Raw genomic sequence first — 19,035 nt, 5'->3', positions numbered from 1 at the left:
GGAGGTGCTTATGCTCAATCAAGAACTGGAACTCAGTCTCAACATGGCTTTCGCCAGGGCGCGTGAGCACAGACACGAGTTTATGACCGTGGAGCACCTGTTGCTGGCGTTGCTGAGCAACCCTGCCGCGCGAGAAGCGCTCGAGGCATGTACGGTGGATCTGGCCGCGTTGCGCCAGGAGCTGGAAGCCTTCATCGAACAAACCACACCGACGCTGCCCGCCGGCGAAGAAGAGCGCGACACTCAGCCGACGCTCAGCTTCCAGCGCGTGCTGCAGCGCGCGGTCTTCCATGTGCAATCTTCCGGCCGCAGCGAAGTGTCCGGCGCCAACGTGTTGGTGGCCATCTTCAGCGAGCAGGAGTCGCAGGCGGCCTATCTGCTGCGCAAGCACGACGTCAGCCGTCTCGACGTGGTGAACTTCATTTCACATGGCACGCGTAAAGACGAGCCGGGCCAAGCGCCGAATGCGGAAAACCCGGTGAACGAAGAGCAGTCCGGAGGGGAAGACCGTATGGAAAACTTCACCACCAACCTCAATCAGTTGGCCCGTGTGGGCGGCATCGATCCGTTGATCGGCCGCGATCGTGAGCTGGAGCGCGCGATTCAGGTGCTGTGCCGCCGTCGTAAAAACAACCCGCTGCTGGTCGGCGAATCCGGCGTGGGCAAGACCGCGATCGCCGAAGGCCTGGCCTGGCGCATCGTGCAGGGCGACGTGCCGGAAGTGATGGCGGACTGCACGCTGTATTCGCTGGATATCGGTTCACTGCTGGCCGGCACCAAATACCGCGGCGACTTCGAGAAGCGCTTCAAGGCGCTGCTCAAGCAGCTGGAACAGGATCAGAACAGCATCCTGTTCATCGATGAAATTCACACCATCATCGGCGCCGGTGCGGCTTCCGGTGGGCAAGTGGATGCCGCCAACCTGATCAAACCGCTGCTGTCGAGCGGCAAGATCCGGGTGATCGGCTCGACCACCTACCAGGAGTTCAGCAACATCTTCGAAAAGGATCGCGCCTTGGCGCGCCGCTTCCAGAAGATCGATATCACCGAACCGACGGCGGAAGAGACCGTTCAGATCATCAACGGCCTGAAGGCCAAGTATGAAGCGCACCACGACGTGCGTTATACCGCCAAAGCGATCCGCGCCGCGGTGGAGCTGTCGGTGAAATACATCAACGATCGTCATCTGCCGGACAAGGCGATCGACGTGATCGACGAGGCGGGCGCCCGCAGCCGGTTGATGCCGGCCAGCAAGCGCAAGAAAACCGTCAACGTGGCCGATATCGAATCCGTGGTGGCGCGCATTGCGCGCATCCCGGAGAAAACCGTGTCGGCCAGCGATCGCGACGTGCTGAGAAATCTGGGCGATCGCTTGAAGATGCTGGTATTCGGCCAGGATCAGGCGATCGAGGCGCTGACCGAAGCGATCAAGATGAGCCGCGCCGGTCTGGGCCACGAGCGCAAGCCGGTCGGTTCCTTCCTGTTCGCCGGGCCGACCGGGGTCGGCAAAACCGAGGTCACCGTACAGTTGGCCAAGGCGATGGATATCGAGCTGCTGCGTTTCGACATGTCCGAGTACATGGAGCGGCATACCGTCAGCCGCCTGATCGGCGCGCCTCCGGGCTACGTCGGTTACGATCAGGGCGGGCTGCTGACCGATGCGGTGATCAAGCATCCGCATGCGGTGGTGCTGCTCGATGAGATCGAGAAAGCGCATCCGGACGTGTTCAACCTGCTGCTGCAGGTGATGGACAACGGCACGCTGACCGATAACAACGGCCGCAAGGCGGATTTCCGCAATGTGATCCTGGTGATGACCACCAACGCCGGGGTGCGGGAAACCGAACGCAAGTCGATCGGTCTGGTGCAGCAGGACAACAGCACCGACGCGATGGAAGAGATCAAGAAGGTGTTTACGCCGGAGTTCCGCAACCGTCTGGACAACATCATCTGGTTCAACCATCTGTCTACCGAGGTGATCCAGCAGGTGGTCGACAAGTTTATCGTCGAACTGCAGGCGCAGCTGGATGCGAAGGGCGTCTCGCTGGAAGTGAGCGACGAAGCGCGCGATTGGCTGTCGGTGAAGGGTTACGACCGTGCGATGGGCGCTCGTCCGATGGCGCGCGTCATGCAGGAGAACCTGAAGAAACCGCTGGCCAACGAGTTGCTGTTCGGCTCGCTGGTGGACGGCGGTTCCGTGAAGGTCGAGCTGGACAAGGACAAGAAACAGCTGACCTACCACTTCCTCAGCGCCGCCAAGCGCAAAGCGGACGAGGGCGCGGTGCACTAAGGCCGCCTTCAGGCAAAGAAAAAGCGATGCTTCGGCATCGCTTTTTTTATGGGTGAGATTCACCGTATAACAGAAACGAGTGAGCCCTCTCAGTTTACCTGCGCACCTGCAACCCGTTGTGTAACGTCGCTGCGGGGGTAAACGGAAAGGGCTCCCGAGGGATTACATCCTCGATGCCGCCAGCGTGTGGCGCGCGGTGAGCCGATTAACGGCTACGGAAGACAATGCGGCCTTTGCTCAGGTCGTACGGGGTCAGCTCTACAGTGACTTTGTCGCCCGTCAGGATGCGGATATAGTTTTTACGCATTTTACCGGAGATGTGTGCGGTTACCACGTGCCCGTTTTCCAATTCAACGCGGAACATGGTGTTCGGCAGCGTATCAAGAACGGTGCCCTGCATTTCAATATTGTCTTCTTTGGCCATCGAATCCTCTAGGTCTAACTACCTTAGTTTTTAACCGGCAAGATAATGCCGAAAAACCCCCATTATGTAAAGATGTGTCGGTGAACATTGCACCGTTTCCACCAATTAGTTTGCTGGGCAGGGCGGTTCAACCGGCTGTGGGGATATGACTTGCGGCGCCCAGCACGCCGGTGCCAAAGGCCGCCGTTGAAGGGTGCTGAGCTGCTGCAAAAATTGACGGCGCGGAATTTCACGCGCGCCAAGGCGGGCAGTGTGAGCGTTCAGCACCTGGCAGTCAATCAATTCCCCGCCATAAGCGGCAAAATGGCTACAAAAGGCCATCAATGCGCATTTTGAGGCGTTGGTGACGCGGCTGAACATCGATTCGCCGCAGAACAACGCGCCTTGCGCTACGCCGTACATGCCGCCGACCAGTTGATCATCCTGCCATACCTCCACCGAGTGCGCGTAGCCGAGGCGATGAAGATGTTGATAGGCGCGCTGTACCTCCGGGCCGATCCAGGTGCCTTCATCCGGCCGGTGGGCGCAGGCGGCGATCACCGCGGCGAAGTCGTGATTAAGCGTGATGCGAAACGGATCGTGGCGCAGAAAGCGTTTCAGGCTGCGGTTGAGATGAAACTCGGCCGGGAACAGCACCGCACGCGGATCGGGTGACCACCACAGAATCGCTTCCCCCGGCGAGTACCAGGGGAAGATGCCGCGCTCGTAGGCTGCCAGCAGCCGCGGCGCCGTCAGGTCGCCGCCGATCGCCAGCAGGCCGTTGGGATCGCGCAGGGCGCCCTCAGGCGAGGGAAACGCCAGCGACTGAGGGGAAAGCTTAACGATGCGCATACAGGGTTTCTGCGTCCTCTACGGGCCGATTACGGCGCCAGGTTGCTGATACGGTTGCGAAAGCGGGCATAGCGGCCCTGCTGGCGCATTAGGGTGGCGTGATCGCCCTGTTCGACAATTTGGCCGTCATCCATTACGCAAATGCGATCGAGATGCTCCAGGCCGTACAGGCGGTGCGTCACCAGGATCAGCGTCTTGCCCTGACAATGCCGGCGCAGCAGCGCCAGGATCTGCTGCTCGGTCTCGGCGTCCAGCCCTTCGGTCGGTTCGTCAAGCAACAGCAGCGGGGCAGGGTGCAGCAGCGCGCGGGCGATGCCTAGCCGGCGCTGTTCACCGCCGGACAGCTGCCGGCCGCCTTCGCCCAGCCAGGCGTTCAGCCCGCCGTCGCTGTCCAGCAATTTGCCGAGCCCCACCTGCTGCAACACCTCGCTCAGGCGAGCGTCGCCGGCATCCGGTGCGGCCAGCCGCAGGTTTTCCCGCAGCGTATCGCTGAAGATATGCACTCGCTGGCTGACGACCGTGGTCATTCGACGCAGCGTGGTTTCATCATAATCTTCCAGCGGTTCGCCGTTGAGCAGAATTTTTCCGCCGTCGGTGCGCCAGGCGCGGGTCAGCAGCTGCAGCAGGGTGGACTTGCCGCAGCCGGTGCGGCCGAGCAAGGCGATGTGTTCGCCGGCCGCGACCTCGAGCGTGACGTCGCGCAGTACCGGCTGCGGCTGATCGGGGTAGGTGAAACTCAACTGCCGCAGGCTGAGCTGAGCCCGGTCGGCGGCGGCCGGACCGGTGGCAGGGAAGGAGACTTCCGGTTGGCGATCGATGATCTGTTTGACCCGCGTGGCGGAGGCGATCACCTGGCCGAGGTGCTGGAAGGCGCCGGCCACCGGCATCAGCGCTTCGAACGACGCCAGCGCGGCGAAGACAAACAGCGCGATCAGCGCGCCGGGTTGGGTATCGCCGCCGATGCCGGCGGCGGTCAGCCACAGCAGCAGCGTCACCGTCAGCCCGCTGGCGAGGATCATCAGCGCCTGCGCCTTGCCGCTCAGCGAGGCTTGCTGCCACTGGCGGCGTTGCCACAGCTGTTCGGTGGCGTTCAGCGTCTGGCGGAAGTCGTTGACGGCGCCGAACACCACCAGCTCCGCCTGCCCCTGCAGCCAGGCGGTCAGGTCGGTGCGGTATTGGCCGCGCAGTGCGGTGAGTTGCCCGCCGATCGGTTTGCCGGCGCGATAGAACACCGGCGGCACCAGCAGCAACAGCAGCAACAGTATGCCGCCCAGCGTCAGGGCGAGCGCAGGATCCAGCCAGCTCAGGCCGTAGGTGACCACCAGGATCACCACCGCCGCGCTGATCAGCGGCGAGATCACCCGCAGATAAAGGTGATCCAGCGTGTCCACGTCCGCCACCAGGCGATTGAGCAGGTCGGCCTGGCGGAAACGGGCGATGCCGCCCGGCGTCAGCGGCAGGATCTTGCTGAAGGTGAACACCCGCAGGTGCGACAGCACGCGGAAGGTGGCGTCGTGGCTGACCACGCGCTCGGCGTAGCGCCCGGCGGTGCGGAAGATCGCCGCGCCGCGCACGCCGGCGGCCGGCAACATATAGTTGAAGGTCAGCAGGCCCGCCAATCCGGCCAGCGAAGAGGCGGCCAGGAACCAGCCGGAGAGCGCCAGCAGGCCGATGCTGGCCAGCAGGGTGACGATCGCCAAAAGGATGCCCAGGCTAATCAGCAGGCTATGGCGGCGATACAACGCCAAAAACGGCAGCAAAACGCGCATGATTAAAGCTCCCCGCGGCGATGGGCGATCAGAGTGGCGAACAGGCCCGGCTGGGCGCTGAGGGTGGCGTAATCGCCCTGTTGCACGATGCGCCCGTTATCCATCACCCAAATCTGATCGCAGTCTTCGGTATCTTCCAACTGGTGCGTCACCAGCAGGGTGGTTTGCTGATGCGAAGCGGCATTCAACGCCTGCATCACCCGTTGTTCGCTATGGGCATCGAGGCTGGCGGCCGGTTCATCCAGCAGCAGCAAGCGGCGCGGGCCGATCAGCGCCCGGGCGACCGCCACGCGCTGCGCCTGGCCGACCGACAGGCGGGCGGCGTTGTCGCCCACTTCGGTGTCGAGCCCCTGCGGCAGATACGGTAACAGTTCGCTGACGTAGGCGAGCTCCACCGCCTGCTGCAGCTGCGCTTCGTCGGCCTGCGGGCAGCCCAGCAGAATATTGGCGCGCAAGGTTTGCGCCGGCAGGTGCGGGTTTTGCCCTACCCAGCTCAACTGTTGCCTCCAGTTTTCTGCGGACAGTTCACGCAGCTCGACGCCGTTGACGGTCAACGACCCACGGTAGGGCAGAAAGCCGAGCAGCAGATTGAGCAGCGAACTTTTGCCGGCGCCGCTCAGCCCGACCAGCGCCACGCGCTGTTGCGGTTGCAGGGTGAAACTCAGCGGCCCGGCCAGCAGCACGCCGTTCGGCGACAGGATTTCCAACGCGTTCGCCTGCAGCGTCAGCGGTTGATCGGCGGGCAGCTGCCGCGTGCCGTTGCCCATCTGCTCGCCTTCGGCGCTGAGGAAGGTTTCCAGCGCTTCCGCCGCGCCGACCGCCTGCGCCTTGGCATGGTAGAAGGTGCCGAGATCGCGCAGCGGTTGGAAGAACTCCGGCGCCAGAATCAGCACCAGAAAACCGGAAAACAGCGTTACGCCGAGGCCGTAGCTGCCGAAATTGAGTTCGCCGAGGTAGGAAAAACCGAAGTACACCGCCACCACGGCGATGGAAATCGAGGCGAAGAACTCCAGCACGCCGGAAGAGAGGAAGGCCATGCGCAGCACTTCCATGGTGCGGCTGCGGAAGTCTTCGGAGGATTTGGCGATCTGCGCGGTTTCGGCCTGCGCGCGGTCAAACAGCCGCAGAGTGTCCAGGCCGCGCAGGCGGTCGAGGAAGTTGCCGCTCAATCGCGCCAGTGCGACGAAGTTGCGGCGGTTGGCGTCGGCGGCCCCCATACCGACCAGCGCCATGAACAGCGGGATCAGCGGCGCGGTCGCCAACAGAATCAAACCGGCGGCCCAATTGATCGGGAAAACGGCGATCAGGATCAGCAGCGGGATGAAGACCGCCAGATACATCTGCGGCAGATAGCGCGAGTAATAGTCCTGCATATCCTCGATCTGCTCGACGATGATGCTGGCCCAACTGCCCGCCGGTTTGCCCTGGATCCAGGCCGGGCCGAGCTGCTGCAGCTTATCCAGCACCTGTCGGCGCATGCGCTGACGGATCACCTGGCCACACTGGAAACCGACCCGCTCCCGCAGCCAGCTCAACAGCGCCCGCAATGCGAACGCGGCGGCCAGCCAGATAAACGAAGGGAGCAGCTGTTCGCGTGGGGTATGTTCGATGATCAGGGCGTGCAGCAGGCTGGCCAGCAGCCACGCCTGCGCCACGATCAGCAGGCCGCTGAACAGCCCCAACAGCATGGAAAGGCGCAGCCAACGCTGCGCCAACGAACTCTGGGTTTTAAGCCAACGGGTTAACTGTTGCTGTCTGGTTTTTTTCATCAGATATGCGTCTGCGTCGCCGGTGCCCGTTTGTTACAGGCTGGGTTAACGTACTGTTAAATAATAGTGTTTGGCGCAATTGGCGACAAACAAGCGAGGTCCCATGTTACCTCGTCACCCGGCAGACTGAAAATAATAAAGCGGCCAAATGTGGCTATAACAGACGCGTTACCGACTATTTGACTTCCTCACTTGCGGCCTCGGCCTCCAGAGCGGCGCGCACCGACGCTCGCTCCGCGATCCGCGCCACATAATGCTGGAGCGGCGGCCACTCGCTCAGCGAAATCTCGAAGCGCGCCATCCAGCGCAACACGGTAAACAGATAAACGTCAGCGACGCTAAAATGTGCTCCCAACAGATAGGTTTGTTGTGCCAAAACTTGCGCGAGATAACCCAATCGCCGCCTCAACTTGTCGCGCAGCAACGCCTTGGCGCCGTCGGGCAGGGCGTCATTGAACAAAGGGGCGGCACCGGCATGGATCTCGCTGGTGATGAAATTAAGCCATTCCTGCAGCCGTACCCGCTCAAAGGCCGTCGGTGGCGGCGCCAGCTGGCTTTCTGGGCGCAGGTCGGCGAGGTATTGAACGATGGCGGGGCCTTCGGTGATCACGTTGCCGTCGTCCAGCAGCAGGGCGGCGACGTAACCTTTGGGGTTGATGCAATAGAAATCCTCACCGTCGGCGCAGCGCTTGCTGCGATTGTTCACCCTGATCAGGGTGAAGGGGAGCGCTAATTCGCGCAGGACGATATGTGGGGCAAGCGAGCAGGCATCGGGAGCAAAATACAGCTTCATGCTATTTCCTTGTGGGTCAATGAGAACGCTTGCCACAGCATGCCGACGCGGGCACCGGCGGAAAAATGGAAATTTCAGAAAGCCGCTATTAGCTCAGCGACTGGCCTGAGCTTGCTCCTGTTCTCGCAGGTAACTCAGCAGGGTTTGGACGGGGGGCTGGGCCGCCGCATCGGATGAGCACGCGAGGCCGAAACGGCGATAAATCGGCGCAACGAGCGGCAGAGCGCAAACCCCGAGCGCGTCGGGCGGGATCACGGACGCGGGCATCAGCGCAACGCCCGTGCCCTCCCTGACCAGCGTCAACGCCGTTTGCCAATCGCTGACGGTGGCACGGATATCGACCAGCGCCAAACCTGACTGCTGCGCCAATCGTTGCGCATTCACATCACACCCGCCGGTCGCCAGGATAAAAGGCAGCCGGAACAGGGCATCCAGCGCCACCGGCCGCCGCGCTCGCGCCAGCGAGTGCGCGCTGGGTACGACCGCCAGCCAGGCATCCTCTCCCAAAGGGAAGCACAGCCGCTCCGGCGCCGGATTGAGCACCACGCCGATGTCTGCCGTTGCCGATGTTAACCAGCTCTCCACTTCGTGGTCGGTGCCCTCGAGCGTAATCAACTCAATGTTGGGGTACAGACGGCGAAATTTGCGCAGCAGCGGCGGCAACAGCTTGCTGAATGCCGACGGGAAACTGGCCAGGCGTATTTTGCCCGCGTGCGCGTTGCCGGCTTGTTGCGCGCACTGCTGAATGGCTCGCAGTGCTTCCAACATCGTGCGGGCATGGGCGACGATCTGTAGGCCGCTTTGGGTCAAGACGACATTGTGCGGTTGGCGAACCAAAAGCCGGGTGCTCAGCATTGTCTCCAGTTGAGCGATGGCCTGGCTGGCGGCAGACTGCGTCATACCGCAGAGCGCGGCAGCCTGAGTGATGGTGCCGCTGTCGGCGACGGCAACCAGCAGGCGCCAGTGAAGAAGATTATGCATCGGCGTGCATCCTCTTGAGGAGCGAAGACAAAAAAAGCGGCCCGAGAGCCGCTTTTTGCTGATGACGAGAAAGTCTTAGCAGACTTCTGCGCCGGCGATGCCGTCCAGGTAACGTTCTGCGTCCAGCGCCGCCATACAGCCGGTGCCGGCGGAAGTGATCGCCTGGCGGTAGACGTGATCCATCACGTCGCCTGCGGCGAAGACGCCGGGGATAGTGGTTTGGGTCGCATTGCCGTGAATGCCGGACTGTACCTTGATGTAGCCGTTTTCCAGCTCCAGCTGGCCGCCGAAGATGCCGGTGTTCGGGCTGTGGCCGATAGCGATGAACACGCCGGCCAGTTCCAGTTCACGGGTTTCGTTTTCCGCTTTGGTGCTGCGGATGCGCACGCCGGTCACGCCCATTTCATCGCCCAGCACTTCGTCCAGCGTATGGTCGGTGTGCAGCACGATGTTGCCGCTTTTCACTTTTTCCATCAGCCGGTCGATCAGGATCTTCTCCGAGCGGAAGCTGTCGCGACGGTGGATCAGGTGAACCTCGGCGGCGATGTTGGACAGGTACAGCGCTTCTTCAACGGCGGTGTTGCCGCCGCCGACCACCGCGACTTTCTGGTTGCGGTAGAAGAAACCGTCGCAGGTCGCGCAGGCGGAAACGCCTTTGCCCTTGAAGGCGTCTTCGGAAGGCAGGCCAAGGTAGCGGGCGGAGGCGCCGGTCGCGATGATCAGCGCGTCGCAGCTGTATTCGCCGCTGTCGCCGAACAGGCGGAACGGACGCTGCTGCAGATCGACGCTGTTGATATGATCGAAGACGATTTCAGTCTGGAACTTCTCCGCGTGCTCGCGCATGCGCTCCATCAGCGCCGGGCCGGTCAGGCCTTCGGCGTCGCCCGGCCAGTTTTCCACTTCGGTGGTGGTGGTCAGCTGGCCGCCTTGCTCCAGACCGGTGATCAGCACCGGATTCAGGTTGGCTCGCGCCGCGTAGACGGCGGCGGTGTAACCGGCCGGGCCGGAGCCCAGAATCAGTAATTTGCTATGTTTAGCCGTGCCCATGAATAACCTCTTTATTCCACAATGGCGGACAATGAAGCCGATTGTAGGGAAAATGACGCAGTAAAAAAAGCGCCGGGCGACGTTGTTAACGATTTGTATGATAGTTGTCGCCTATTAATGCACCCGCTGTCGGCAAATCGTACGCCGAACGCAGAAATTTACCTTATCAAAGCCGCATTCGGCCGCTGAATCGCCAACCGCGCAAAAACGGCGCATTCTGCGACTTCAGCCGCTCCCCGCCGGGGTTTATCTGCCAGCGATTCATAACCAAAAATGGGATGCAGACTTTTCGTGACGGTACGTTGTTCTGATTTTGCTTCTTTTACTTTGACAATCCGCTGCGCATTTGCGAAAACATCATAGGAAGAAGAAATTATCCCCGTAACACCAGCAAATCGTACGTATTTGCGCCGCGAGGCGGCAATGCGCGATGGGTGTGCGGAGCAGAGCGCGCAAGCGTTTGCTGATTTTTTCTCGACCTAAACGTCGTTACCTGCATCGCGCGGGGTTGGACAGACAGGCTGCGCGGCGTGGAATGATGGTAGTGAAGAAGCATATGACAGGCATCGGGTCTTCGCTTGGAACGAACCCTTACACATTGACGTTGGCTAGGGTGTGGCAAGTGCACGGAAGAAAATAAGAGAGACAATAATAATGGCAGACAACAAGAAACGCCCGGGTAAAGATCTTGACCGTATCGACCGCAACATCCTGAATGAGCTGCAGAAGGATGGGCGTATTTCGAACGTCGAGCTTTCGAAGCGCGTGGGGTTATCCCCAACACCATGTTTGGAACGCGTGCGCCGTCTCGAGCGCCAGGGTTTCATTCATGGCTATACCGCATTGCTTAACCCGCATTATCTGGATGCGTCCCTGCTGGTTTTCGTGGAGATCACGCTGAACCGCGGTGCGCCGGATGTGTTTGAGCAATTCAACTCGGCAGTGCAGAAGCTTGAAGAGATTCAGGAGTGTCATCTGGTTTCCGGCGATTTCGACTATCTGTTGAAAACCCGCGTACCGGACATGTCGGCTTACCGCAAATTGCTGGGCGAAACCTTGCTGCGTTTGCCGGGGGTTAACGACACCCGTACCTACGTAGTGATGGAAGAAGTGAAACAGAGTAACCGTCTGGTTATCAAAACACGGTAAGGTGCAGGTGCAAAACCTGATTAAATTGGTTACACTCCTGTTTATTCATACAGTTTCGGCGCCGGGGCAGTTTCTCGGCGCTGTTGCTATGTCAGCTAACAGGAACCTGGAGAGCCTTTCTTGAGCCAGGAATATACAGAAGATAAAGAAGTTACCCTGAAAAGACTCAGCAGTGGCCGGCGTTTGCTGGAAGCTGTGCTTATCGTGGTAGCGATTTTTGCCGTTTACCTCATGGCTGCGTTGGTCAGTTTCAATCCGTCTGACCCAAGCTGGTCGCAGACCGCGTGGCATGAGCCGATTCACAATCTGGGCGGCGGTGTCGGGGCCTGGTTGGCCGATACGCTGTTCTTCACCTTCGGGGTGCTCGCCTACGCGATACCGCCGATCATGCTGGTCCTGTGCTGGGCGGCTTATCGCCAACGCAGCAACAGAGACTACATCGACTATTTCGCGCTTTCCCTGCGCCTGATCGGCACCCTGGCGTTAGTGCTCACCTCCTGCGGGCTGGCGGCGCTGAACGTCGACGATCTCTATTACTTCGCTTCCGGCGGCGTGATCGGCAGCCTGCTGAGCAACGCCATGTTGCCGTGGTTCAACGGCATCGGCGCTACGCTGGCGCTGCTGTGCGTATGGGCGGCGGGGTTGACGCTGTTTACCGGCTGGTCTTGGCTGGTGATCGCCGAGAAGATCGGCGGGGCGGTGCTGGGCGTCGCGACGGTGATGACCAATCGCTCACGTCGCGAAGAGCGCTATTTTGAGGATGACGAGCGTTACGTCGACGACGAGCCTGAGCAGGCAGAGAAGGGTGCCGCCGCAGCGGTTGCCGCGACCGCCGCCGGAGCCGCGGCCGCCGATGACGACGTGCTGTTCTCCGCGCCTTCGGTCACCGAAAGCGCCAAAGCGGCGGCAGAAGACGCCGCCGATCCGTTGCTCAGCGGCCTGCGCGCCGACGATGGCGAGCTTGAAGCAGAAGCCGCATCCATCGCGCCGGTGGCTTCGCCTGCACCGGCGGTGAAGGCTGAGATCCACGAGCCCGTTGCAGCGCCGATCGCCACACAGGCGCCGTCGGTAACGGTGGCGCCGGCCGCGCCGACCTCGGTCAATCAGCACCCGGTGAGCGCCCCGGCGCAAGACGCTACGCCGCCGCTGTATTCCTTCGAGATCCCGGAAGAAACGCCTGCGCCTAAGGCGACGCGTCCTGTCGATCCTTATCAGGATGACGATGAGCCGCGCCTCGGCAACTGGCAAGAGCCGGCCGCACCGCAGCCGCCGGCGCGTTCTCCCTTTGATTTTACCGCCGCACAGCGTGACAGCGTCGACATCGGCAGTTCGAGCGGTTTCAGCGCCACCGGCGCCAAACCGCAGCCGGATACGGCGGCAGCCGCTGCTGCTGCAGGTGCCGCGGCGGCGACCTTTATGCCGGCCTTTACGGCGACCAGCGACGGCAATCCGCAGGTTAAGCAGGGCATCGGCCCTGAACTGCCGCGGCCGAATCCGGTGCGCATCCCGACCCGTCGCGAACTGGCTTCCTACGGCATCAAGCTGCCTTCGCAGCGTGCGGCCGAACAGGAGCAGCGCCAGACAGAGGTAGAGCCTCAGCAGCCGGCGGCGGTGAACCCGCAGGAAGAAGAGGCGCTACAGGAAGCCGCGCTGCGTCAGGCGTTTGCCGAGCAGCAAAGCCAGCGCTATGGCGAAAGCTACGCGTCTGAGCAACAAGATGACGAGAGCGCATTGCAGGAAGCCGAGCTGAGCAAGGCGTTTGCCGAGCAGCAGCACCAACGCTACGGCGAAGGCTATCAACAGGACGACGAAGAGGCGCAGCAAGAGGCCGCGCTGCGCCAGGCGTTTGCCGAGCAGCAGCAGGCGCGCTACGGCCAGCAAGCATCTGCTCCGCAGGTGCCGGCCGCCAGCCCGATCGATACCCGCAATGCTTTCAGCTTCTCGCCGATGGCGGATCTGGTGGACGATGGCCCGAGCGAGCCGATGTTCACGCTGTCCCCGCAGCTTGAAGAGCGCATTGAACAGCAAAGCGAGCAAGAGGACGATGTGCCATTCGGTCAGTTTGAGCCTGTGGCACCTGCGGCTCAACCTCAGCAATCGCATCAGCCGCCTCAACAATACCAACAGCCGCAGCAACAGCAGCATCAACAGCCGTCGCAGCAGCAATATCAGCAGCCGCAGCAACAGCAGTATCAACAGCCGTCGCAGCAGCAATATCAGCAGCCGCAGCAACCGGCGCAGCAGCAGCCTCAGCAAGCTCAGGCAGAGCAACATCCTGCGATGGACAGCCTGATTCACCCGTTCCTGATGCGCAACGATCAGCCGCTGCAGAAGCCGACCACGCCGCTGCCGACGCTGGATCTGTTGACCGAAGCGCCGAAAGAGGTGGAGCCGGTCGATTCCTTCGCGCTGGAACAGAAGGCGCGCCTGGTGGAGGCCAGCCTGGCCGATTACCGCGTGAAAGCCGACGTGGTGGACATCCTGCCGGGGCCGGTCATCACCCGCTTCGAGCTGGATCTGGCGCCGGGCGTTAAAGCGGCGCGCATTTCCAACCTGTCGCGCGATCTGGCGCGCTCGCTGTCGACTTCGGCGGTGCGCGTGGTGGAAGTGATCCCCGGCAAGCCTTATGTCGGTCTGGAGCTGCCGAACGCCAAACGGCAAACGGTGTATCTGCGTGAAGTGCTGGATTGCCCGGCTTTCCGTGACAATCCGTCGCCGCTGTCCATCGTATTGGGTAAAGACATCTCCGGCGAACCGGTCGTGGCCGATCTGGGCAAAATGCCGCACTTGCTGGTCGCCGGTACCACTGGTTCCGGTAAGTCGGTCGGGGTCAACGCCATGATCCTGAGCATCTTGTATAAGGCCACGCCGAAAGAAGTGCGCTTTATCATGATCGACCCGAAAATGCTGGAACTGTCGGTTTACGAAGGCATTCCACACCTGTTGACCGACGTGGTCACCGACATGAAAGACGCCGCCAACGCGCTGCGCTGGTGCGTGGGTGAAATGGAACGCCGCTACAAGCTGATGTCTGCCCTGGGCGTGCGTAACCTGGCTGGCTACAACGAGCGCGTCGATCAGGCCGAAGCGATGGGGCGTCCGATCCCGGATCCATTCTGGAAGCCGACCGACAGCATGGACATCACGCCGCCGGTGCTGGAGAAAGAGCCGTACATCGTGGTGATGGTCGACGAATTCGCCGATCTGATCATGACGGTGGGCAAGAAGGTCGAAGAGTTGATCGCTCGCCTGGCGCAGAAAGCGCGTGCGGCGGGTATCCACCTGGTGCTGGCGACCCAGCGTCCGTCGGTGGATGTGATCACGGGTCTTATCAAGGCCAACATCCCGACGCGTATCGCCTTTACCGTGTCGAGCAAGATCGACTCTCGCACCATCCTCGATCAGGGGGGCGCCGAGTCCTTGCTGGGCATGGGGGACATGCTTTATCTGGCGCCGAACTCCTCAATCCCGGTGCGCGTACATGGCGCATTCGTGCGCGATCAGGAAGTGCATGCGGTGGTCAAGGATTGGAAAGCGCGCGAGCGGCCCCAATATAAAGAGGGCATTCTCAGCGGCGGTGAAGACGGCGAGGGCGGTGCCGGCGGCGGTATGGACGGTGACGAAGAGCTGGATCCGCTGTTTGACCAGGCGGTGGATTTCGTGGTGGATAAACGCCGCGCCTCCATCTCCGGCGTACAGCGCCAGTTCCGTATCGGCTACAACCGCGCGGCGCGCATCATCGAACAGATGGAGGCGCAGGGCATCGTCAGTGAGCAGGGGCATAACGGCAACCGCGAGGTGCTGGCGCCGCCGCGGCACGATTGATGGTCGTTTAGCCATTGCAATTCAATAAGAAAGGGCCGCTTAAGCGGCCCTTGTGCAAAGAAGCGTAAACCCGTTTCTTCTCGGAACATTGGCCTACCGGCCGATCGCCGGCTTCAGGTAAAGTAACGGGAGTAAAGGGTTGATTGACCCGCACGGCGTCGCCCTGCGGTTAACGCATTTCATAAGGTATCTGGAATAATGAAAAAACTGTTAGTTGCCTGCTGTCTGCTCTCGGGATTCGCTTCTACCTCCGTGCTGGCCGATGCCGCACAGGATCTGCAAAGTCGCCTGGCGAAGGTGAACAGTTTCCACGCCAGCTTCTCGCAAACCGTGACCAGCGCCGAAGGCGCCGCGGTGCAACAGGGTGAAGGCGAGCTGTGGGTGAAGCGGCCGAACCTGTTCAACTGGCACATGACCTCACCCGATGAGAGCGTGCTGGTCTCCGATGGCCAAACCCTGTGGTTTTACAACCCGTTCGTCGAGCAGGTGACGGCGACCTGGTTGAAGAACGCCACCGGCAATACGCCGTTTATGCTGATTACCCGCAATAATGCCAGCGACTGGAAACAGTACAACGTGAAGCAAAAGGGCGATGATTTCGAATTAACGCCAAAATCCGCCAGCGGCAACCTGAAGCAATTCGCCATCAGCGTGACCAACAGCGGCACCATCCGCAGCTTCGCCGCGGTGGAGCAGGATGGCCAACGTAGTGCTTATACGCTGAAAAGCCAGCAGAACGTCGCCGCCGATCCGGCCAAATTCAAATTTACCCCGCCGAAGGGGGTGACGCTGGACGACCAGCGCCAGTGAGGTGCAAGTGAGTAATAATCTGTCGCTCGATTTTTCCCAGAACGAGTTCCAGCCGTTGGCCGCGCGCATGCGGCCGACCACGCTGGCGCAGTATATCGGCCAGCAACACCTGCTGGCCGCCGGCAAGCCGCTGCCGCGCGCCATTGAGGCCGGGCAACTGCACTCGATGATTTTATGGGGGCCGCCGGGCACCGGGAAGACGACGTTGGCAGAGCTGATCGGCCGTTATGGCCAGGCGGACGTCGAACGGATCTCCGCCGTGACCTCCGGCATCAAGGAGATCCGCGAGGCGATCGAACGGGCGCGGCAAAACCGCGACGCCGGCCGCCGCACCATCCTGTTCGTCGACGAAGTGCACCGCTTCAACAAAAGTCAGCAGGACGCCTTCCTGCCGCACATTGAAGACGGCACCATCACCTTTATCGGCGCCACTACCGAAAACCCGTCGTTCGAATTGAACTCGGCGCTGCTGTCGCGCGCCCGCGTGTATCTGCTTAAGGCGCTGACCGCCGAAGATATCGGCCAGGTGCTGGATCAGGCGATGAGCGACAAGGCGCGCGGCTTTGGCGATCAGAACGTCGAGCTGCCGGCGGAAACGCGCCGCCTGCTGTCGGAGTTGGTGGGCGGCGATGCGCGCCGGGCGTTGAACAGCCTGGAAATGATGGCGGACATGGCGGAGATCGACGCCAAAGGCGTGCGGGTGCTGACGCCGCAGCTGCTGAAAGAGGTGTCGGGCGAGCGCAGCGCGCGCTTCGACAACAAGGGCGACCGTTATTACGACCTGATTTCCGCGCTGCATAAATCGGTGCGCGGTTCGGCGCCGGACGCCGCGCTGTATTGGTATGCGCGCATCATTACCGCCGGCGGCGATCCGCTCTATGTGGCGCGCCGTCTGTTGGCGATCGCCTCTGAAGACGTGGGCAACGCCGATCCGCGCGGCATGCAGGTGGCGATCGCCGCCTGGGATTGCTTCACCCGCGTGGGGCCGGCGGAGGGCGAGCGCGCCATCGCGCAGGCGATCGTCTATCTGGCCTGCGCGCCGAAGAGCAACGCGGTTTACACCGCGTTCAAGGCCGCCATGCGCGACGCCAGGGAGCAGGCCGATTATGACGTACCTGAGCACTTGCGCAACGCGCCGACCAAGCTGATGAAGGAGATGGGGCTGGGGGCGGAGTACCGTTACGCCCACGACGAACCCAACGCCTACGCCGCCGGCGAGAACTACTTCCCGCCTGAAATGGCCCATACGCGCTACTACCAACCGACCTCGCGCGGGCTGGAAGGGAAAATCGGCGAAAAGTTGGCATGGCTGGCTGAGCAGGATCAAAATAGCCCGACAAAACGCTACCGCTAGCGTGGCCGTTGCGGTAAGGTTAGCGGGTATCACTCTTCTTTTATGCGGCTATAAATCAGCCGCATAGAACAACAACACTTCTTTCAATAACAACAAGCACAGGATTAGCATGCTCGATCCCAATCTGCTGCGTAATGAGCTAGACGCAGTCGCCGTCAAACTGGCTCGCCGAGGCTTTAAACTCGATCTGGATCTGCTGCGTTCGCAGGAAGAACGCCGCAAAGTTCTGCAGGTAGAAACTGAAACGCTGCAAGCGGAACGCAACTCCCGATCGAAATCCATCGGCGCGGCCAAAGCGCGTGGGGAAGACATCGAGCCGCTGCGTCGCGAAGTGAACGAGCTGGGTGACAAGCTGGATGCCGCCAAGGCGGCGCTGGATGCGCTGCAGAGCGAGATCCGCGATTACGCTCTGACGCTGCCTAACCTGCCGGACGACGCGGTGCCGGATGGTAAAGACGACAGCGAAAACCTGGAAGTCACCCGCTGGGGCGAACCGCGCCAATACGACTTCGCGGTGCGTGATCATGTCGATCTGGGCGAAATGGCCGGCGGGCTGGATTTTGCCGCCGCGGTTAAGCTGACCGGTTCACGCTTCGTGGTGATGAAAGGGCAAATCGCCCGCATGCACCGCGCGCTGTCCCAGTTCATGCTGGATCTGCACACCGAGCAGCATGGCTATCTGGAGGCCTACGTGCCTTATCTGGTCAACCACGCCACGCTGTATGGCACCGGCCAGCTGCCGAAGTTCGGCGAAGACCTGTTCCATACCCGCCCGCTGGAAGAAGAAGCCGACAGCAGCAACTACGCGTTGATCCCAACGGCGGAAGTGCCGCTGACCAACCTGGTGCGCGACGAGATCGTGGAAGAGGAATCTCTGCCGCTGAAGATGACCGCACACACGCCATGCTTCCGTGCGGAAGCCGGTTCTTACGGCCGCGACACCCGTGGTTTGATCCGTATGCACCAGTTCGACAAGGTTGAAATGGTGCAGATCGTCCGTCCGGAAGATTCGATGGATGCCCTGGAAGAGCTGACCGGCCACGCGGAAAAAGTGCTGCAGCTGCTGAACCTGCCTTACCGCAAGGTGCTGCTGTGCACCGGCGACATGGGCTTCGGCGCGTGCAAGACTTACGATCTGGAAGTGTGGCTGCCGGCGCAGGATACCTACCGCGAGATCTCGTCCTGCTCCAACATGTGGGACTTCCAGGCGCGCCGCATGCAGGCGCGCTGCCGCAGCAAGGCCGACAAGAAGCCGCGTCTGGTCCACACGCTGAACGGCTCCGGCCTGGCGGTCGGCCGTACACTGGTGGCGGTGCTGGAAAACTACCAGCAGGCCGACGGCCGTATTCAGGTGCCTGAAGTGCTGCGCCCTTATATGGGTGGCCTGGAATATATCGGCTGAACAGCCAATCACTAGAAAAAAGCGCCTGCGGGCGCTTTTTTTATGTCGAGAATTCAGCCTTTCGCCAGCGTATAAGCCTGTTTAATGTAGTCGGCCAGATGCTTGCTTTTAACCTCGTCGGGCGAGTGAAGCTTGATGTGCCGCCGATACTGGCCGCTGCCCTCGAGCTGGTGATAACGATCTTCCAGTCGGTGCCCTTGGCCGAATTCCACCGTGACGTGATTGCGGTAGGCGAAAACGCCGCAGAAAAATTGAGTATGCGAGAACATGATGCCGCCGTATTTGACCGATTCGGTGACGCCGCTGCCGCTCGCCGCTGCCGCTCGCCGCGGCGACCCGGCGCACCTGTTGTACGATCTCCAGCAGCTCGCCGTGCGTGCTGCCGATGTCCGCCAGCAAGGTCTCGACCGCCGCATTATTTGCCTGACTCATCTTGCTTCTCCGTCGTCAAATCCGCTCTGCGCTGAGCATAACGCTTTTTCGGTCGTTTGGTCGGAAACAAATCGTGCGCTGGAATGATAAGAGGCGATTGACTTTTTTATCGCCAGTGGCATGATGCGCGCACTCTCATTGCGCGTTCGGTCACAATTT

15 protein-coding genes are annotated in these 19,035 nt (G+C 61.3%); 7 read left to right on the top strand and 8 right to left on the bottom strand.

The window, feature by feature from the left end:
- Positions 1–10: 10 nt before the first annotated feature.
- Positions 11–2,290, top strand: coding sequence for an ATP-dependent Clp protease ATP-binding subunit ClpA (gene clpA, locus ACJ8OK_RS13655; protein ID WP_004928343.1), 2,280 nt, complete (start codon positions 11–13; stop codon positions 2,288–2,290).
- Between the two features lie 205 nt (positions 2,291–2,495).
- On the opposite strand, the gene infA is transcribed toward clpA, so the two are convergent.
- From infA to trxB, 7 genes are all read right to left on the bottom strand, one after another.
- Positions 2,496–2,714 carry a translation initiation factor IF-1 gene (gene infA, locus ACJ8OK_RS13650; RefSeq protein ID WP_002211347.1) on the bottom strand — a complete coding sequence of 73 codons (219 nt, stop codon included), beginning with the start codon at positions 2,712–2,714 and terminating at the stop codon, positions 2,496–2,498.
- 105 nt (positions 2,715–2,819) lie between these two features.
- On the bottom strand, positions 2,820–3,545 hold the full coding sequence (gene aat / locus ACJ8OK_RS13645; RefSeq protein ID WP_048322705.1) for a leucyl/phenylalanyl-tRNA--protein transferase: 726 nt from the start codon (positions 3,543–3,545) through the stop codon (positions 2,820–2,822).
- 29 nt (positions 3,546–3,574) lie between these two features.
- Entirely contained in the window at positions 3,575–5,314 is a 1,740-nt protein-coding gene (gene cydC, locus ACJ8OK_RS13640; RefSeq protein WP_033633458.1) for a heme ABC transporter ATP-binding protein/permease CydC, read from the bottom strand.
- Between the two features lie 2 nt (positions 5,315–5,316).
- Complete coding sequence (cydD, locus tag ACJ8OK_RS13635; protein ID WP_442530640.1) at positions 5,317–7,083, bottom strand: heme ABC transporter permease/ATP-binding protein CydD; 1,767 nt, start codon at positions 7,081–7,083, stop codon at positions 5,317–5,319.
- A 175-nt stretch (positions 7,084–7,258) separates the two neighbouring features.
- Positions 7,259–7,876, bottom strand: coding sequence for a glutathione transferase GstA (gstA, locus tag ACJ8OK_RS13630; protein WP_033633456.1), 618 nt, complete (start codon positions 7,874–7,876; stop codon positions 7,259–7,261).
- 93 nt (positions 7,877–7,969) lie between these two features.
- Complete coding sequence (locus ACJ8OK_RS13625) at positions 7,970–8,857, bottom strand: LysR family transcriptional regulator (protein ID WP_261238073.1); 888 nt, start codon at positions 8,855–8,857, stop codon at positions 7,970–7,972.
- A gap of 75 nt (positions 8,858–8,932) precedes the next feature.
- Complete coding sequence (gene trxB, locus ACJ8OK_RS13620) at positions 8,933–9,904, bottom strand: thioredoxin-disulfide reductase (protein ID WP_004928321.1); 972 nt, start codon at positions 9,902–9,904, stop codon at positions 8,933–8,935.
- Between the two features lie 654 nt (positions 9,905–10,558).
- On the opposite strand from trxB, the gene lrp reads away from it, so the two are divergent.
- The 5 genes from lrp (at position 10,559) to serS (ending at position 18,444) form a co-directional block, all read left to right on the top strand.
- Positions 10,559–11,053: a leucine-responsive transcriptional regulator Lrp gene (lrp, locus tag ACJ8OK_RS13615; RefSeq protein WP_004928318.1), complete on the top strand. Its 495-nt coding sequence runs from the start codon at positions 10,559–10,561 to the stop codon at positions 11,051–11,053.
- A 120-nt stretch (positions 11,054–11,173) separates the two neighbouring features.
- Positions 11,174–14,878, top strand: a complete 3,705-nt coding sequence (locus ACJ8OK_RS13610) for a DNA translocase FtsK (RefSeq protein WP_033633452.1) — start codon at positions 11,174–11,176, stop codon at positions 14,876–14,878.
- Positions 14,879–15,076: 198 nt separating this feature from the next.
- Complete coding sequence (gene lolA / locus ACJ8OK_RS13605) at positions 15,077–15,688, top strand: outer membrane lipoprotein chaperone LolA (RefSeq protein ID WP_015377319.1); 612 nt, start codon at positions 15,077–15,079, stop codon at positions 15,686–15,688.
- A 67-nt stretch (positions 15,689–15,755) separates the two neighbouring features.
- On the top strand, positions 15,756–17,042 hold the full coding sequence (locus ACJ8OK_RS13600) for a replication-associated recombination protein A (protein ID WP_049187632.1): 1,287 nt from the start codon (positions 15,756–15,758) through the stop codon (positions 17,040–17,042).
- A gap of 109 nt (positions 17,043–17,151) precedes the next feature.
- Positions 17,152–18,444 carry a serine--tRNA ligase gene (gene serS, locus ACJ8OK_RS13595; RefSeq protein ID WP_038880767.1) on the top strand — a complete coding sequence of 431 codons (1,293 nt, stop codon included), beginning with the start codon at positions 17,152–17,154 and terminating at the stop codon, positions 18,442–18,444.
- 53 nt (positions 18,445–18,497) lie between these two features.
- On the opposite strand, the gene ACJ8OK_RS13590 is transcribed toward serS, so the two are convergent.
- Positions 18,498–18,713: a DUF1801 domain-containing protein gene (locus ACJ8OK_RS13590; RefSeq protein ID WP_442530639.1), complete on the bottom strand. Its 216-nt coding sequence runs from the start codon at positions 18,711–18,713 to the stop codon at positions 18,498–18,500.
- Between ACJ8OK_RS13590 and ACJ8OK_RS13585 the strand changes: the two genes are divergently transcribed.
- Positions 18,712–18,963: a hypothetical protein gene (locus tag ACJ8OK_RS13585; RefSeq protein ID WP_442530638.1), complete on the top strand. Its 252-nt coding sequence runs from the start codon at positions 18,712–18,714 to the stop codon at positions 18,961–18,963. The two genes, ACJ8OK_RS13590 and ACJ8OK_RS13585, sit on opposite strands and share 2 nt — an antisense overlap.
- Positions 18,964–19,035 lie beyond the last annotated feature (72 nt).

The sequence above is a fragment of the Serratia sp. CY71090 genome (assembly GCF_052166845.1).
GTDB classification, from domain to species: Bacteria; Pseudomonadota; Gammaproteobacteria; order Enterobacterales; family Enterobacteriaceae; genus Serratia; species Serratia nematodiphila.
The sequence above is the reverse complement of the archived record's forward strand: the minus strand, read 5'-3'. Positions and strand labels throughout refer to the sequence as shown.

What these genes read in the sequence shown, in the direction of transcription:
- clpA (WP_004928343.1), top strand. Translation starts at nt 11, where the DNA reads ATGCTCAATCAAGAACTGGAACTCAGTCTCAACATGGCTTTCGCCAGG.
- infA (WP_002211347.1), bottom strand. Translation starts at nt 2,714, where the DNA reads ATGGCCAAAGAAGACAATATTGAAATGCAGGGCACCGTTCTTGATACG.
- aat (WP_048322705.1), bottom strand. Translation starts at nt 3,545, where the DNA reads ATGCGCATCGTTAAGCTTTCCCCTCAGTCGCTGGCGTTTCCCTCGCCT.
- cydC (WP_033633458.1), bottom strand. Translation starts at nt 5,314, where the DNA reads ATGCGCGTTTTGCTGCCGTTTTTGGCGTTGTATCGCCGCCATAGCCTG.
- cydD (WP_442530640.1), bottom strand. Translation starts at nt 7,083, where the DNA reads ATGAAAAAAACCAGACAGCAACAGTTAACCCGTTGGCTTAAAACCCAG.
- gstA (WP_033633456.1), bottom strand. Translation starts at nt 7,876, where the DNA reads ATGAAGCTGTATTTTGCTCCCGATGCCTGCTCGCTTGCCCCACATATC.
- ACJ8OK_RS13625 (WP_261238073.1), bottom strand. Translation starts at nt 8,857, where the DNA reads ATGCATAATCTTCTTCACTGGCGCCTGCTGGTTGCCGTCGCCGACAGC.
- trxB (WP_004928321.1), bottom strand. Translation starts at nt 9,904, where the DNA reads ATGGGCACGGCTAAACATAGCAAATTACTGATTCTGGGCTCCGGCCCG.
- lrp (WP_004928318.1), top strand. Translation starts at nt 10,559, where the DNA reads ATGGCAGACAACAAGAAACGCCCGGGTAAAGATCTTGACCGTATCGAC.
- lolA (WP_015377319.1), top strand. Translation starts at nt 15,077, where the DNA reads ATGAAAAAACTGTTAGTTGCCTGCTGTCTGCTCTCGGGATTCGCTTCT.
- ACJ8OK_RS13600 (WP_049187632.1), top strand. Translation starts at nt 15,756, where the DNA reads ATGCGGCCGACCACGCTGGCGCAGTATATCGGCCAGCAACACCTGCTG.
- serS (WP_038880767.1), top strand. Translation starts at nt 17,152, where the DNA reads ATGCTCGATCCCAATCTGCTGCGTAATGAGCTAGACGCAGTCGCCGTC.
- ACJ8OK_RS13585 (WP_442530638.1), top strand. Translation starts at nt 18,712, where the DNA reads ATGATGCCGCCGTATTTGACCGATTCGGTGACGCCGCTGCCGCTCGCC.
- ACJ8OK_RS13590 (WP_442530639.1), bottom strand. Translation starts at nt 18,713, where the DNA reads ATGTTCTCGCATACTCAATTTTTCTGCGGCGTTTTCGCCTACCGCAAT.